Annotated in this window: 12 protein-coding genes; 7 read left to right on the forward strand and 5 right to left on the reverse strand. The window is 67.4% G+C overall.

Annotation, left to right across the window (positions count from 1 at the left end):
* Positions 1-2,817, reverse strand: a 2,817-nt coding sequence (locus AO684_RS19305) for an AMP-binding protein (RefSeq protein ID WP_152968477.1), incomplete at its 3' end; no start/stop codon positions are given.
* Positions 2,818-3,227: 410 nt separating this feature from the next.
* Between AO684_RS19305 and AO684_RS19310 the strand changes: the two genes are divergently transcribed.
* From AO684_RS19310 to AO684_RS19325, 4 genes are all read left to right on the forward strand, one after another.
* Positions 3,228-3,743, forward strand: a complete 516-nt coding sequence (locus AO684_RS19310) for a hypothetical protein (RefSeq protein WP_054304370.1) — start codon at positions 3,228-3,230, stop codon at positions 3,741-3,743.
* A 23-nt stretch (positions 3,744-3,766) separates the two neighbouring features.
* Entirely contained in the window at positions 3,767-4,060 is a 294-nt protein-coding gene (locus AO684_RS19315) for a DUF2218 domain-containing protein (protein ID WP_054304371.1), read from the forward strand.
* Positions 4,061-4,182: 122 nt separating this feature from the next.
* Positions 4,183-4,530, forward strand: coding sequence for a helix-turn-helix transcriptional regulator (locus AO684_RS19320; RefSeq protein ID WP_235451325.1), 348 nt, complete (start codon positions 4,183-4,185; stop codon positions 4,528-4,530).
* A complete protein-coding gene (locus AO684_RS19325; protein ID WP_054304372.1) occupies positions 4,520-5,815 on the forward strand; it encodes a type II toxin-antitoxin system HipA family toxin in 1,296 nt (431 codons plus the stop codon). Before AO684_RS19320 ends, AO684_RS19325 begins: the two co-directional genes overlap by 11 nt.
* A 1-nt stretch (position 5,816) precedes the next feature.
* Here the strand turns inward: AO684_RS19325 and AO684_RS19330 are convergent, their stop codons facing one another.
* From AO684_RS19330 to AO684_RS19340, 3 genes are read right to left on the reverse strand one after another with little or no spacing between them, the layout of a single operon-like run.
* Complete coding sequence (locus AO684_RS19330; protein WP_235451326.1) at positions 5,817-6,884, reverse strand: ABC transporter ATP-binding protein; 1,068 nt, start codon at positions 6,882-6,884, stop codon at positions 5,817-5,819.
* Position 6,885: 1 nt separating this feature from the next.
* On the reverse strand, positions 6,886-9,039 hold the full coding sequence (locus AO684_RS19335; RefSeq protein ID WP_054304373.1) for an iron ABC transporter permease: 2,154 nt from the start codon (positions 9,037-9,039) through the stop codon (positions 6,886-6,888).
* A 54-nt stretch (positions 9,040-9,093) separates the two neighbouring features.
* Entirely contained in the window at positions 9,094-10,125 is a 1,032-nt protein-coding gene (locus AO684_RS19340) for an ABC transporter substrate-binding protein (protein ID WP_054304374.1), read from the reverse strand.
* A gap of 256 nt (positions 10,126-10,381) precedes the next feature.
* On the opposite strand from AO684_RS19340, the gene AO684_RS19345 reads away from it, so the two are divergent.
* The 3 genes from AO684_RS19345 to AO684_RS19355 are packed head-to-tail and all read left to right on the forward strand — an operon-like array spanning position 10,382 to position 14,183.
* A complete protein-coding gene (locus AO684_RS19345) occupies positions 10,382-11,110 on the forward strand; it encodes a response regulator (RefSeq protein ID WP_054304375.1) in 729 nt (242 codons plus the stop codon).
* Positions 11,107-13,566: an ATP-binding protein gene (locus tag AO684_RS19350; RefSeq protein WP_054304376.1), complete on the forward strand. Its 2,460-nt coding sequence runs from the start codon at positions 11,107-11,109 to the stop codon at positions 13,564-13,566. The genes AO684_RS19345 and AO684_RS19350 overlap by 4 nt, the downstream gene beginning before the upstream one ends.
* Complete coding sequence (locus AO684_RS19355) at positions 13,563-14,183, forward strand: HAD family phosphatase (RefSeq protein WP_054304377.1); 621 nt, start codon at positions 13,563-13,565, stop codon at positions 14,181-14,183. The genes AO684_RS19350 and AO684_RS19355 overlap by 4 nt, the downstream gene beginning before the upstream one ends.
* A 6-nt stretch (positions 14,184-14,189) precedes the next feature.
* Here AO684_RS19355 and AO684_RS19360 read toward each other — a convergent pair whose 3' ends face one another.
* Entirely contained in the window at positions 14,190-14,864 is a 675-nt protein-coding gene (locus AO684_RS19360; RefSeq protein ID WP_054304378.1) for a hypothetical protein, read from the reverse strand.
* Between the last annotated feature and the right edge of the window lie 378 nt (positions 14,865-15,242).

Consider the following 15,242-nt stretch of genomic DNA (forward strand, 5'->3'; position numbering starts at 1 on the left):
CCGGTGCCGCAGATCGCCAAACCGCATCTCGCCCGAAACCGCCAGCCGCAGCGGCAGCATGTCGGTCAGCGGGCCGACTTCGCCGGTCGGCACCCGATGCGGCAGACCGATGCACAGATCGCCCTGCCCGCTGTAGCGATGCAGCAGCACGGCAAAGGCGGTGGCGGCCAGATCGGCGGCCTCTGCCGCGCTTGCCGCCGCCAGCGACAGGAAGAAGCCATGCCGCGCGCCGCTGTGATCCTGCACCGCAGGCCGTGGCCGGTCGGTCGGCAGCGCCAGCAGCGCGGGCGCATCCTGCAAGGCATCGCGCCACCAGTCCAGATCGGCGCGGCCATTGTCCGAGGCCATCCAGCCAAGCTGCGCCTCGGCCAGCGCCGCATGTTGCCGCGCGGCGGGCAGACGCGGGGCCAGCCCCGCTACCTCGGCCGAATAAAGCGCGGCCAGTTCCGCCAGCATCCGCTCCGCCGACAGGTCATCGGCCACGATACGATGGGCGCACAGGATCAGGCGATGCACCTCGTCATCCGCCGCCGAAGTCAGCAGCGCGATCCGCAGCAACCCGCCCGCCAGCAGATCGAATGGCGCCGCCCGCACCGCATCGGCGGCAGCTTCCAGATCCGCCACCACCCGGCAGTCGGTCAGCCCGTCGAGCGCTGGCAGAAGTTGCGCCACCGGGCGGCCCTCTTCCAGCGCGAAGCGATAACGCAGCACCTCGTGCCGTGCCGCAAGCGCAGCGGCAGCCCGTTCCAGCGCGCCGGGATCAACCGTCCCCTCCAGCCGCAGCCCCCGGCTGACCGTATAGATCGGATCCCCCGGCGCGAACTGGTCCAGATAAAACAGCCGCGCCTGCAAGGGCGACACCGGGCGGGGCTGAATATCCTCGGCCACCACCACCCGGCGGGCAAGCGCATGGTCGATCTCGACCGCCAGCATCTCGATCGTCGGATTCTCGAACAGCGCGGTCAGCGAGACATCCACCCCGAACCGCTGGTCCAGCGCCGAGATGATCTGCGTCGCCAGCAGCGAATTGCCCGCCAGTTCCAGAAAATTGTCGCGGATCGAGATGCCCTCGCCGCCCAGCAGATCGCGCCACAGCGCGGCAAGCTCGATCTCGGTCGCGCTGCGCGGCGCCACGAAATCGCTTTGCACCGCCGCCCCGGCCTGCCACGACCACAGCGGCCGGAACCCCTGTTCCGCGAACAGCCGCGCGCAGCGGAAGCGCTGGATCTTGCCCGAGGTGGTGCGCGGCAGATCGCCGGTTCTGACCAGCAGGAAGGCCGCCAGATCCGCGATGTCGTGCCGTTCGGCCAGCATGGCGCGCAACTGTTCGGCCAGCCCCTCGGTTTTCAGCGCGCGGCGGTCCAGCACCTCCTGCACCACCACCAGCCGGGTCTCGCGCCCGTCCTCCACCGTAAAGACGGCAGCCCCGCTGCGCCGGAACGCCGGGCTCAGCGCCTCGACATCCGGTTCGATATCCTGCGGGAACAGGTTGCGCCCGGCGAGGATCATCATTTCCTTGCTGCGCCCGGCGATGAACAGCTCGCCCCCGTCGATCAGGCCGATGTCGCCGGTCCTGAAGAACGCGCCCGCCTGCCCCGGCAGACGATGGCCGAAGGCCGCCTGCGTTTCCGCCGGGTTGCGCCAGTAGCCGCGCGCGACCGAAGGGCCGCTGACCCAGATCTCGCCCGGCTGACCCTCGGGCAGCACCGCGCCCTCCGGCCCCACGATCACCGTGCCCGGCGCCACGCCATGCCCGACAAGCTGCCCCTGCGCCAGCGCCGCCTCGTCGCCCGAAGCATTCGAACCGGCGATCATGCGCGGCAACTGCCCCGCCACATGCAGGTGCGGCGCCGCCACCAGAAGCGTGGTTTCCGCCAGCCCATAGGCCGGCGTCACCGCCGCCGGGTCGAAACCGCAATCCGCGAAGGCCGTGCAGAAGGCGGTCAGCGTCTCGGGGCGCACCCGCTCCGCCCCGTTGATCGCCACCCGCAGCGACGACAGGTCCAGCCCGGCGCGATCCTCTGCCCCGATCCGCGACACGCACAGATCCCAGGCGAAATTCGGCGCCCCGGTGATGGTCGCGCGGAAATCGCTGATTGCCTGAAGCCAGCGGCGCGGCCGGGTCAGGAAGGCCAGCGGCGTCAGATGCACCGCATGGCAGCCGTTGAACAGCGCCGAGAAGATGCCACCCACCAGCCCGAAATCGTGATGCGGTGGCAGCCAGGACACGATGACATCCCGCGCGCTCATCCCGAATGTCTCGCGGCTCAGCCCCAGATTGGCCAGCGCGTTGCGATGGCTGATCATCACCCCCTTGGGCGTGCCGGTCGAGCCAGAGGTATATTGCAGGAACAACAGATCATCGGGCGACAGCGCGGGGGCAACCCAGTCCGCAGGCGCTTCCCCTTCGACCAGCAGGCGCGGCAGCGCGGCCAGCGCGGGCTCCGCCACAAGCTTTTCACCCTGCGCGGCGCCGGTCAGCAGCAGCACCGCCCCGGCGTCTTCCGCGATCCGCGCCAGACGCGGCAACCCCTTGACCGAGGCGGGCGACAGCGCGGGCACCGCCACCACCCCCGCAAGCGCACAGGCCACCACCGCAACCACATAGTCGCGTCCCGGTGGCAAGACGATCAGCACGCGGTCCCCCGCCGCCGCCTGCGCCTGGATGCGGCCCGCCACCCCCCGCGCCAGATCACCAAGACCGCCAAAGCTCAGAAGCTCCTGCCGGTCCTGATCCAGGAAGGTGAACGCAGGCTTTTCGGCATCGTCCCGAAATCTGGCAAGCAGCAGATCGGAAAAGGTCGCAAACTCTGTCATCTTACCAAGCCATTGCAAACGTTGAATGAATTAAAGCCAGCATCCGGAACGGCGCGTTTATTCAGGACGGGACAGGATCTGGCAGGGACAGAGGAACACAGGTCGCGCCTGCGGGGCCCGGCCCGCCGGTCCTGACATCATGGTCACATCCTCACCCTGAAACTGACTGGCTGTTCGCCATTTTTCTTACAACCATTACGAAAGAAAAAATTTGTTGCGTCAAGAAAATTGTTTTTCTGAGGCGCCTTCAACAGCCGTTCTCCGGTGACAGAAGCAGGGCCTTGCAGTATTCTGACTAAAACAATAAGAAATACGCGATCAAGCCTGCCGCCAGATCGAATCAGGTGGAAAGGATACAGTATGCTCCCCGACATCCCCCGCGCCGCAGCCTTGCAGACAGGGGGCACCCGATGACCCGCCATCTGCCCTCCGCCGATGCCGTTCCGGTGGATACGCTCCGGCTCGATGATTTCGAAACCGGCCTTCTGGCGGTGCTGCGGCATTTCCTGACCGCCTATGCCCATCCTGACTCGCAAAGCTGGCAGGCCGCCTTCCAGATTGCGGCCGAACGCTGGGGTCAGGCGCGCGGTCCGCAGGTCGCCATGGGCTTGCTGTCGGTGCTGCAAACGCTGCGCGGCGCCCGGCGGGGGCCGTTCGATTTTGCCAATCCGCTGTGCCGCACCTGCCGGACCTGGGCCACCGGCTCCGAGGTTGCCTTCCTGGCGATGATCCAGGCCATGCGCCGCGACCGCACCGATCTCGCCCGCCCCGCTGTGCTGCGGCTGACCGAAGGCACCATGGACCCCGGCCTGATCCGCGCCGCGCTGGCCTTTGCGGCCCGCCACCCCGCCGGGCCGGATGCGCAGACCTTCACCCCGGCCGAGACATCCGCACCGGCCCCGCGTCACCTGCGGCTGGTTCACTGACCCGCCCCCCTGAAGGAACCCCCATGCTCGTTTCGACCGCCCGCTATCCCACCGCCCATGGCTCGAAATATCTGCAACAGCTGTGCAAGCATTTCGCCCACAAGGTAGAGGTCAGCTTCGACGCCACGCAGGGCCGCGTCGCGCTGGCCTCCGGCCCGGCGGAGATGACCGCCGACCCCGAGGGGCTGACCCTTCGCGTCACCGCCGAGGACGCCAAGGCGCTGATCCAGGCGCGGTATGTCATTGACAGCCATCTGGTGAATTTCGCCTACCGGGAGGGGTTTACCGGCCTCGACTGGCAGCTTGATCCAGCCTGAGGACCATTGATGATCCGTTTATGAACCCCAGACCGCATTTGAGGCCTATAAACAGATCATCGCGGTTGAAATCCCGCATGATGATCCATATAACGATCATACCCGGCGTATGAGCCCCGTTCATGGATCATCCGATGCGCAAGGACCAGACCATATCCCCCCCGGCGCAAGAGGCGCTTGGCATTCTCGCTGCGATGATCCGCGCGGCTCGGATGCAGCGCGGCATGACCGCCGCTGAACTTGGCGCACGGGTCGGAGTGTCGCGCGGGGTCATCCAGCGGCTTGAGGCGGGCGAGCCGGGCACCGCCATCGGCACCGCTTTCGAGGCGGCGGTGATCCTTGGCATTCCGCTGTTCGACGTGCCGGCCGACCAGCTTGGCACGTTTCTGGGCCAGAGACGCGCCCTGAACGCCCTGCTGCCGAAACGCGCCTTCCAGGCCAGCCAGTCGAAGCCCGACAATGACTTCTGACCCCCTGCTGCGCCCGGCGCAATCCGCCTTCGTCTGGATCTGGCTGCCCGGCGCCACCGACCCTGTGGTCTGCGGCCGGATCGACCTGGTGGACGGCATCAACCGCTTCACCTATGGCCGCAGCTACCTGGCCAGGCCCGATGCCATCCCGGTCTGGCTGCCGGAACTGCCCTTGGTGGACCGGGTGATCCTGCCCGAGGCACCGCATGTCATCGCCGGTGCGCTGCGCGATGCCGCGCCCGATCAATGGGGCCGCCGGGTCGTGCTGAACCGGCAGTTCCGCCGCCGGGGCAAGGATGTCGATACCGCCGAACTCGACGAGCTGAACTATCTGCTGCTCTCCGGCTCCGACCGGATCGGCGCGCTGGATTTCCAGACCTCCGCCACCGACTACCGCCCCCGCCTGCAAGGCGAAGCCCGGTTGCAGGATCTGCTGAACGCCGCCGACGCAGTGGAGCGCGGCACCCCCCTGTCGCCCGAACTGGACGAGGCGCTGCGGCACGGCACGTCGATCGGTGGCGCGCGGCCCAAGGCGCAACTGACTGACGGCCATCGCAAGCTGATCGCCAAATTCTCATCCTCGCGCGATCAGCACAACGTGGTGAGGGGTGAGTTTCTGGCGATGTGCCTCGCCCGCGAAGCAGGGCTGGAAGTGGCCGAAGTCCAATGCGCGCAGGTCGAGGGCAAGGATGTCCTGCTGGTCGAACGCTTCGACCGCGTGGCACAGGGCGCAGGCTTCCTGCGCCGCGCCATGGTTTCGGCCCTTACCCTGCAAGGGCTGGACGAAACCGCCGCCCGCTATGCCAGCTATCCGGCACTGGCCACGGTGCTGCGCCACCGTTCGGCCAGCCCGGTCGCGGATTGTCGCGCGCTCTGGTCACGGATGCTGTTCAACATCCTTGTCGGCAATACCGACGATCACGCCCGCAACCATGCCTGTTTCTGGGATGGTCACGCAATCCGGCTGACGCCCGCCTATGACATCGACCCCCGGCCCCGTCTGGGGCGCGAGGCCAATCAGGCCATGGCCGTGCAGGGCAATGACCGCCGCGCCCGCATCGCCACCGCGCTTGCAGCGGCAGGCGAGTTCGGGTTGCGGCAGGACGAGGCCATTGCCCTCGCCCGCCAGCAGATCGAAACCATCCGCGCCCGGTTCCGCCCGCTGGCCGAGGCGGCAGGACTGACCCGGCCCGAGGCCGATCTTCTGGCAGGCCGCGCGATCCTCAACCCCTATGCGTTCGAGGACGCCCCACAGGAGCTTGCCGCGCTGGACGGCCCGCTCTAGCTCAGGCCGCGACCAGCCGCACATCCTCGGGCTGCCACGTCAGCACCACGCTGTCACCCTTGGCAAAGGGATGCGCCGAAGGCGGCAGGATGGCAAAGACCTCGCCCGCCGGGGTTGCCAGCGTATACTGGATCGAATTGCCCAGATAGGCGGCATAGCTGACTTCGGCAGGGATGCCGCCCGGCACCGGCCCGGCTGACAGCCGCACCTGATGCGGACGCAGGACCAGCTTGGCTGCGCCTTTCGCCGTGCTGGCCAGCGGCAGCGCATAATCCTGCCCCAGCAAACGCAACCGCGTGGCCGCGCCGCTTTCCGTCACCTCGACATCCAGCAGGTTCGCATCACCGATGAAATCCGCGATAAAGGCGGAAGCCGGACGTTCATACAGATCGTGCGGCGTGCCTTCCTGTGCGATCTCGGCATTCTTCATCACGATGATCCGGTCGGAAACTGCCATCGCCTCTTCCTGATCATGGGTCACATAGACCGCCGTCAGGCCCAGCCGCTGCTGGATCTGGCGGATCTCCTCGCGGACATGGCGGCGCAGCTTGGCGTCCAGGTTCGACAGCGGCTCGTCCAGCAACAGAACCTCCGGCTCCAGCACGATGGCGCGGGCCACCGCGACCCGCTGCTGCTGCCCGCCGGAAAGTTCCGACGGCAGACGCGCCCCGAAACCCTTCAGCCCCACCATCTCCAGCCCCGCCTCGGCACGGGCTTCGGCCTCGGCTTTCGGCATCCGCTTGACGCTCAGCCCATAGGCCACGTTTTCCAGCACCGTCATATGCGGGAACAGCGCATAGGACTGGAACACCATCGACACCCGCCGATAGGTCGCCGACAGATGCGTCACATCCTGCCCGCCGATCAGGATGCGCCCCTCGCTGGCGCTTTCCAGCCCGGCGATCAGCCGCAGCGTCGTGGTCTTGCCGCAGCCCGACGGCCCCAGCAGCGTGCAGAGCGTGCCGGGCTGGATATCCAGCGTCAGCGGCTTCAGCGCCGTCACCTCGCCATAGCGCTTGGTGACATTCTCGAAACGGACGGAACCCTTGGTCATCTCGGAACCTTTCATGTCATGCCGCCACGCGGTCAGACCGGCGCAGGCGGCGGCGGCCGATGACGGCCTGCAAAGCAAGGATGGCAGCCAGCATCGTGATGATCAGCACCGTCGAATAGGCGATGGCGATGCCGTATTCGTTGTTCTCGACCCGGCCGACGATAAAGCTGGTGGCCATGTTGTGCCGGGCGGAGACAAGGAAGATCACGGCGGAAACCGAGGTGATCGCCCGCACGAAACTATAGGTGATGGCCGCCAGGATCGCGGGGCCCATCAAGGGCAGGATCACCCGGCGCAGCGTGGTAAAGCTGTTCGCCCCCAGCATGATCGAGGCCTCGTCCAGCGACTTGTCCAGCTGGCTCATCGCCGCGATACCGCCGCGCACACCCACCGGCATGTTGCGGAAGACAAAGACGAGGATCAGGATGATCGCCGTTCCCGTCAGCTCGATCGGCGGGAAGTTGAAGGCCATGACATAGGCAACCCCGATCACCGTGCCGGGAATGGCAAAGCTGAGCATGGTGGAAAACTCGAACGCATCCTTGCCCGCGAATTTCTGCCGCACCAGCAGATAGGCCGTCGCCAGCCCCACCATCGCCGTCAGCGGTGCGGAAATCGCCGCGATCCCCAGCGTGGAAAAATAGCTGTCCCAGGCTGAGCCGGTGAAATGCACGCCATTGCGGAACGAGATGGCGAAAGCCTGCTTGTAGTGCGCCAGCGTGAAGCTGTGATTATAGCCCCAGAGCTTTACGAAACTGCCGAAGACGATCAGCGCATAAAGGATCAGCGTGAAGGCCGCCCAGGGCAGCGCGGTGGCATAGCAGGCCCATTTCAGCCCCGGATTCAGGCTGGCATGCTGGCCATTGTCGGCCTTGCCCGTGACCGTGGCATAGCTTTTGCGACCCAGCCAGCGCCGCTGCACCAGAAAGGCGCCCAGCGTCATCGCCAGCAGGATCATCGACAGGATCGCGGCCTTGGCCGGATCGGCGACGGTGCCCACGATGGCAAAGTAGATCTCGGTCGACAGCACGTTGAAATTGCCGCCCAGCACCAGCGGGTTGCCGAAATCGGCAAGGCTTTCGATGAAACCCAGCAGAAAGGCATTGGCCAGGCCCGGCCGCATCAGCGGCAACGAGACGCGGCGGAAGGTCTGCCAGCGGTCGGCGTCCAGCGTCTGGCTCGCTTCCTCCATCGAGGGGCTGATGCCTTCGACCACGCCGATCAGCACCAGAAAGGCAATGGGCGTGAACGACAGCATCTGCGCCAGCCACACCCCCCAGAAGCCGTAAAGCCAGCGGGTCTTTTCCATGCCGAAGGCCCAGGCGAAAAACTCGGTGATCGTGCCCGACCGCCCGAACAGCAGGATCAGAGCAAGGCCGATCACGAAGGGCGGCGTGATGATCGGCAGGATCGTCAGCACCCGCAGCAGCTTTTTCGCGGCGAAATCGGTGCGGGTGAAGATCAGCGCGAAGGCAAGGCCAAGGCAGGTGGTGCCAAGCCCCGTCGCCAGCGCCAGCACCAGCGAATTGACAGCCGGGCCGCAATAACCCCGCCCTGCCAGACAGGCCAGCGACCAGGTGTCGGAGGACAGAAAGCGCGGCAGGAACTCCGAAACGCCGAACCCCGCCCCGCCCTTCAGTTCGAAGGCGCGGATCAGGATGAAAGCCATCGGATAGAAGACGAACACACCCACAAGCGCGACGATCAGCCCGACCAGCCCGGTGACGAAGGCGTCCCCCCTGCCCTTGCCGCCAGCCGAAATGCCGGTGGTGGTGACGAACAGCAGCGCCAGCGCGGTGACAAAGGCGCCCAGCCCCATACCGGGCTGCGCCGCATCGCCCAGAACGGCCAATCGCGGGCCCGAGCCGAGGATCAGCAGCCCCTGCCCGGCCAGCAACGCCAGCCCGGCGGTGCCGCAGATCACCCAGCCCTTCGCCCGGACCGTGGCCTCCCGCCCGCCAAGGCTCAGCACCAGCGCCGCCAGAAGCGCCAGCCCCGGCCCGATCAGCCAGAACCGCCCTTCCAGCACCGAGACAAGACCCGAAGCCCCCTGCCCCGCGGGATCTGCCATCCAGCCGAAGGACAGAAAGCCCTTCGGCACCATATACCAGGGCAGCAGGACAAAGCCCGCCAACCCCACCAGGCTCCACAGCCTTGCGGTGCGCGTCATCGTGATCGTCCCTGAACGGAAGGGCCCGCGCCGGTCAGGCGCGGGCCGGTTGGGTTACTCTTCAATCGCGCCGCCGGCGCCCTTCACATCCTTCTCCCAGCGTGCCAGCAGGCGTTCGCGGGTGGCCGATGCGCCATAGGTGGCGAAATCGTAATCAATCAGCTTGATCGAGGCCATGTCGGGCGCTTCCGGGTCGGTCGCTGCACCGGGGTTCGACGGGATGTTGTAGACCCCGACCTCAAGCCCCGGCGACTGCCCTTCGGCCGAGGTGACATATTCCACCCACTTCTTCGCCGCTTCCAGATGCGGCGTACCCTCGACCACCGACACCGCACCCAGCTCGTAGCCCGTGCCTTCGCAGGGGGCGACCAGTTCCACCGGGAACCCCTCTTTCTTCAGCTTCACCATGTCATGCATGAAACCGATGCCGATGGTCGTTTCGCCCCGCGCGGTGGCCTTCACCGGCGCCGAGCCGGATTTGGTATACTGGTTCACATTGGCGCCGATTTCGGCCAGCAGCTTGAAGGCCTCGTCCTCGCCGAACAGCTGCACCAGCGTCGCCAGTTCCGTATAGGCCGTGCCCGAGGAATTGGGGTTCGCCACCTGGATCTCGCCCTTGTATTCGGGCTTGGCCAGATCACGCCAGCAGGCCGGGGCGGGCAGGTTCTTTTCGGCCAGCACCTCGGTGTTGTAGATGAATCCCAGAAGGCCCACATGCACGCCGACGGCGCGGCCCTCGGTCATCTTCGTCATGTTCTGCGCCCAGCCCAGCAGGCCGGAAACATCGACGCCGGTCGCATGGGTCAGGCCCTCGCTGGCGGCGATGATATGGGGATCGCCCGTGCCGCCCCACCACACATCGACCTTCGGATTGCCCTTTTCGGCGCGCAGCTGCGCCAGAACCTCGCCGGTCGACTTGCGCACCATGGCGACATCAATGCCGGTCGCGGCCTCGAAATTCTGCGCCATCAGATCGCACCAGGTCTGTTCGTTGGAACAGACGACGTTCAGTTCATCGGCCATGGCCGAGGTGGCGGACATGGCGGCAGACAGCGCCAGCGCGCTGATGAAAAGCTTGTTGGTCATGGTATCCTCCCGTTGCTCCGGCCTGCCGCTTCCTCGGGCGGATGGGCCGGATTGCCCCAAGCCTGCCACGCAAAGCCGGGGGCAAGCGACCCCCGGAAGAATGAACAGCACTGCACCAGACCGGGTTTTTGATGAACAATATTACAAAACCCCGCCGAACGGGTCACAAATGAAACCCGAAACCCTCTCCCCGCGAACCGGGCCACAAGGCATCATGGTCAGGCCGGGCGGGAGGGCGCGGCAAGACGGAGGAACCATGACCAGCGCGGCACCACCCCGGGGGCCCGTCGTCGTCATTGTGGATGACGATGCAGACCTGCGCGCCAGCCTGGCGGCGCTTCTGGCCGAGAACGGCTTTGCCCCCGTCGCCGTGCCCGACAGCGCTGGCTTCTTTGCCGCCGCTGCCGCCGGGCCGGTGGACCTTGCCCTGATCGACCTGCGGCTGGCGGGCGAAAGCGGCCAGACCCTCGCCATCCGCATCCGCGAGACGATGGGCCTGCCCATTGTCATGCTGACCGGGCGCGGCGATGAAACCGACAAGATCATCGGGCTGGAAACCGGCGCCGACGATTACATGATGAAGCCCTTCAACCCGCGCGAACTGGTGGCGCGGCTGCGCGCCGTGCTGCGCCGTTCCGGCCACCCTGCCCTCGCGACGCCCGACCGCAGCCAGAGCCGGATGCGCAGCTTCGGCGTCCTGCGGCTGGATCAGACGCGGCGCGAACTGCTGGGGCCGGATGGCACCGAAATTCCGCTGACCAATGCCGAATACCGGCTGCTTGATTACTTCCTGCGCCACCCCGACCGCATCATCCCGCGGTCGGACCTGTTGCGCGAGCTGGGCAATGACCTGTCGCTTTACATGGACCGCACCATCGACGTGCTGATCCTGCGCCTGCGCCGCAAGATCGAACCCGTGCCCTCGAAACCGGCGCATCTGCAAACCCGGCGCGGGCAGGGCTACATTTTCGTCACTGCGCCATGACGCCCTGGCCCCGCCCCAGCGTGCGCGCCCGGATGTGGGGGGCGCTGGCGGCGCTGGCGACCGCGACGCTGATCGTGGGCGCGACAAGCTGGGTCACGCTGCATCAGGCCACCGCCCGGCTGGACCGGCTGCATGACGAAACGCTGACCGCCGTGGATCAGGCGCTGACGCTGTCGCGCCGCGCCTCGGACCTTGCGACGGGGGCGCCCTGGCTCCTGACCCTGCAAAGCCCGTTCCGCATCCGGCAAGAGGCCGAGACCGCCCGCGCCCTGATCGCGGGCATCGCCGGAAGCCTTGCGCCCGGCGAGGCGGCGCTGGCCGCCACCCTGCGCGGCATGGATGCCGCCGTGCTGGATCTGGTCGCCGCCGCCTCCGCCCGCGCGGGGTACACCGACCAGATCCTGCGTCTCAACGCCCGCACCGCCGGGATAGAGCGCCAGCTGGTCGCCCGCGCCGCTGCCGAGCCCTTCGCGCAGGACTGGTTGACCCTGCAACGCATCACCCGCGCACTGCTGGGGGCGGGGCGGGCCAGCAATCTGGTCAGCGTGGGCGAACATCATCGCGAATATTTCCGCCTGATCCGCGCCATCGCCACCACCCCCGCCAACCGCCCCTATCTGGACGAGATGCGCGCCCTCGCCGAAGGCCCCGAAGGGCTGTTGGAACTGCGCCGCCTCGAACTCGCCCGCCAGATCGCCGCCGAGGCCGCGCTCGCCCGCATCCGCCGCGGGGCCGAGGCGGTCAGCCTGCATGCTGCCGAAGTGACCGCGCGTACCCAGGCCGATATCGCCGCCGAACGGGCGCGCACCCTGTCGGCCATCGCCTATGCACGCAGCATCATCGTGCTCGTCAGCATCGGCAGCGCCCTCGTCGCACTGTCGGCGGCGCTGTTCGTTTCCGGCTATGTCACCGCCAATCTGCGTGCCATTTCGGATGCGATGATGCGGCTGGCGGTGGGCGACCGCTCCTCGCGCCTGCCGCGCGGCGAACATGCGGGCGACGAGATCGGCAAGCTGTTCCATGCCTTCCGTGCCTTCCGCGCAAATACCCTGCGGCTTGACCGCTCCAACCGGCAGCTTGCACAGCGCAACGCCCTGTTCGAAAATCTGTTCGACGGCATGTCCGACGGTCTGGCCATCCTGTCCGACGCGGGCGCGCTGGTGGCCCACAACCGCCATCTTGCCCCGGTTCTGGGCCTGCCCGCCGGGGCTTTCGACGGCCGCCCCGACATGGCGGCGCTGCTGGTGGGCGCGGGCTGGCAGCGCATCCCCGGCCCCGAAGGTTTTGCCGAGCTGCATCACGCCGATGGCCGCGTAGTCGATCTGCGCCAAAGCCGCCTCGCCACCGGCGGCACCGTCATGCTGCTGACCGATGTCTCCGCCCGCCGCGCGCTGGAGGACCGGCTGCAACAGGTGCAGCGGACCGAGGCGCTTGGCAAGATCGCGGGCGAGGTCGCGCATGATTTCGGCAATATCCTCTCGACCATTTCGACCAGCCTGCACCTTCTGGAAACCGCGCCGCCCGAGCGGGCGGGCGGCCTGCATCAGACGCTGGCCGCCGCGCTGGATCTGGGCACCGCGCTGACCCAGCGCCTGCTGGCCTTTGCCCGCCGCCTGCATCTGGACCCGGAAGTGGTAGACCTGAACGCGCTGGTCGAGGGGATGGAGGATCTGATCGCGCTTGCGCTCGACGACCGCATCGCCCTGACCCTCTGCCCTTCCGCCTGCCCGCTGGCGGTGCGGATCGACCCCGGCCAGATGGAAAGCGCGCTTTTGAACCTCTGCCTCAACGCCGCACAGGCGATTGACGGCGCAGGGGCGATTACCGTCACGCTGGCCCCCGCCCCCTCGGGCCGCGCGCTGGTCGAGGTCAGCGACACCGGGCACGGCATGACGCCCGAGGTGCTGGCCATGGCGATGGAGCCGTTCTTCACCGCCCGTCCCGATGGCACCGGCACCGGGCTGGGCCTTGCCATGGTCTGCGGCTTCATCCGCCAGTCGGGCGGCGATATCGACATCCGGTCCGAACCCGGCAAAGGCACCAGCGTGCGCCTGCTGCTGCCGCTGGCCACCAGTGCCGAACCCGCCCTGCCCCCGCTGGGCCGCGTGCTGCTGGTCGAGGATGCCGCGTCAGACGCCGCCCATGCGCGCCGCCTGCTGGCCGGGGCCGATCTGACCGAGGCCGCCACTGCGGCCGAGGCGCAGCGCCTGATCGCAGCCAGCCCGCCCTTCGACCTCGTGCTGACCGATTTGCACCTCGACGGCGCCGCCTCCGGCTGGGCCATCGCCGAGGCGGCGCTGCGCCGGGCCGAGGGCACGCGCGTCATCGTCACCTCCGGCCACCTGCCCGATGCCGACCCGCTGGGCGCCCGCTTTCCCGGCAGGCTGTTCCGCCTGCCCAAACCGCTCGATACGGCGGCGCTGTCCGCCTGCCTGCAAGGAAACCGAACGACATGACCCCGATGCCAAAGGCCCTGATCTTCGATTGCGACGGCACGCTGGTGCTGACCGGCGATCTGCATTTCGCCGCCTTCACCGAGGCCTTTGCCTTGCAGGGCGATGCGCTGGACCTGGCCTTCTATCACGCCCGCGGCGGGCTTGCGCGCCGCGAACTGATCGCGGACTGGGTGGCTGACAGTGGCAGCCCGCTCGACATCGACCGCGCGGTGCGCGACAGCATTGACGCGGCGGCAAAGCTTGCCCGCACCGGCCAATGCGCCCCCAATCCGCCGGTTGCGGCACTGGCCCGCGCCTGGGGCGCACGGCCCTCCGCCGTCGCCTCCAACGGCGAGGCGCCAGTGGTCAATGCCATCCTGCATGGCGCCGGACTGCATGCCCTGTTCGATACCGTGGTGACGCTGAACGACGTTCCGGCCGCGAAGCCCGATCCGGCGATGTTCCTGCTGGCCGCCGCCCGCCTCGGCACCGCCCCGGCCGATTGCCTGGTGCTGGAGGACAGCGCACAGGGGATGGAGGCCGCGCGTCGCGCCGGTATTCCCGCGCTGGACGTGCGCGAGGCACCGGCGCTGGCGAAGGTGGAACAGCTGACCCGCAGCCTCGCCGCCCCGGTCTGAGCCGCCTCAGACGAAGCGCAGGCTCAACCCTGGCGCCTCTTGCCGCAAGGCGCGTTCCAGCAGCGGCAGGTGATGCGTCTGCACATAGGCGGCATGGAAGGCAGAGGGCGCGCTGATCTGCAACTCATGCCCGCTTTCGGTGCCGTCCAGCATGGCGAACCACAGCCGGTAGAGGCCCGCATCGCTTTGTTGCAACCGCCGCGCAATGCGGGGCCAGGCCCCCTCCCCTTCCGGCATGGGCATCTGCGGGAAGGGGATCACCTTGCCCCCTGCCTCCGGTTCCGGCGGGGCCTCGGGCGCATCCATCCGCGCCACCAGATCGGGGCCCACCATGTCCCAGCTTGCGCGGGTATCATGCAGGATCTGCGCAATCCCCAGCCCGTAGAGCGTGACCCGCCCCCGCGCCGCCGGTCGTTTCTCGACCAGCCAGCCCCGGTCGCGCAGTGCCGCCATCTCGCGCTTGACCGTGCGGGTATCGACGGACCAGAGCCGCGCGATTTCGGCCTGCCCCACCGAAAGCTGGTCGCTCTGCCAGTTGTAGCGCGCGGTGATAAGGCACAGAAGCCGCAGCGTCTGGCGTTGCAGGGTCTTGCCCTGTGCAAGCGCATGAACGCCAAGAATGGTCAGCAGGTCGTATTTGCGCGTGCTGCCGCCCCGGCCAACCGCCTTCTTCATCAACATGCCTGGCCTCCGGGGTATGCCCCAACCGTTTCTTGACCGGCAGCTACAGTGTTATTCCGGGGACCGGGCCAAAGAACGTTGTCTGTGGAGGTCGCCCGCTTCTGCCCGGCGTTTTTCATTTCGTTGTCGGCATTAGCGTCCTGTAGTCCGATTCTGTCAAGGGCCGCCTTGTCCTCTCGGCCGGAAACCTTGGCATTTCCCGATCAGCGTTCAAAAAAGAAATGGTTCTTCTGGTATTGGGGGACATACTGGGTGTCACCCTATCCCGTCTGCAATGTCCCCTCAACGGGTGGCGTGAGGATCGAAAATGTCCCCCCAGGTTTTGTGTCATCCGCGCGGTCGGATCGGCGATGGGCGCAGGGTTTGCAACAGGCGTCC

It is taken from the genome of Gemmobacter sp. LW-1 (assembly GCF_001303875.1).
Taxonomy (GTDB): Bacteria; Pseudomonadota; Alphaproteobacteria; order Rhodobacterales; family Rhodobacteraceae; genus Gemmobacter; species Gemmobacter caeni.

Coding starts and splice junctions, on each gene's coding strand:
- AO684_RS19335 (WP_054304373.1), bottom strand. CDS start 9,039: ATGACGCGCACCGCAAGGCTGTGGAGCCTGGTGGGGTTGGCGGGCTTT.
- AO684_RS19360 (WP_054304378.1), bottom strand. CDS start 14,864: ATGTTGATGAAGAAGGCGGTTGGCCGGGGCGGCAGCACGCGCAAATAC.
- AO684_RS19310 (WP_054304370.1), top strand. CDS start 3,228: ATGACCCGCCATCTGCCCTCCGCCGATGCCGTTCCGGTGGATACGCTC.
- AO684_RS19320 (WP_235451325.1), top strand. CDS start 4,183: ATGGATCATCCGATGCGCAAGGACCAGACCATATCCCCCCCGGCGCAA.
- AO684_RS19330 (WP_235451326.1), bottom strand. CDS start 6,884: ATGAAAGGTTCCGAGATGACCAAGGGTTCCGTCCGTTTCGAGAATGTC.
- AO684_RS19315 (WP_054304371.1), top strand. CDS start 3,767: ATGCTCGTTTCGACCGCCCGCTATCCCACCGCCCATGGCTCGAAATAT.
- AO684_RS19355 (WP_054304377.1), top strand. CDS start 13,563: ATGACCCCGATGCCAAAGGCCCTGATCTTCGATTGCGACGGCACGCTG.
- AO684_RS19345 (WP_054304375.1), top strand. CDS start 10,382: ATGACCAGCGCGGCACCACCCCGGGGGCCCGTCGTCGTCATTGTGGAT.
- AO684_RS19350 (WP_054304376.1), top strand. CDS start 11,107: ATGACGCCCTGGCCCCGCCCCAGCGTGCGCGCCCGGATGTGGGGGGCG.
- AO684_RS19325 (WP_054304372.1), top strand. CDS start 4,520: ATGACTTCTGACCCCCTGCTGCGCCCGGCGCAATCCGCCTTCGTCTGG.
- AO684_RS19340 (WP_054304374.1), bottom strand. CDS start 10,125: ATGACCAACAAGCTTTTCATCAGCGCGCTGGCGCTGTCTGCCGCCATG.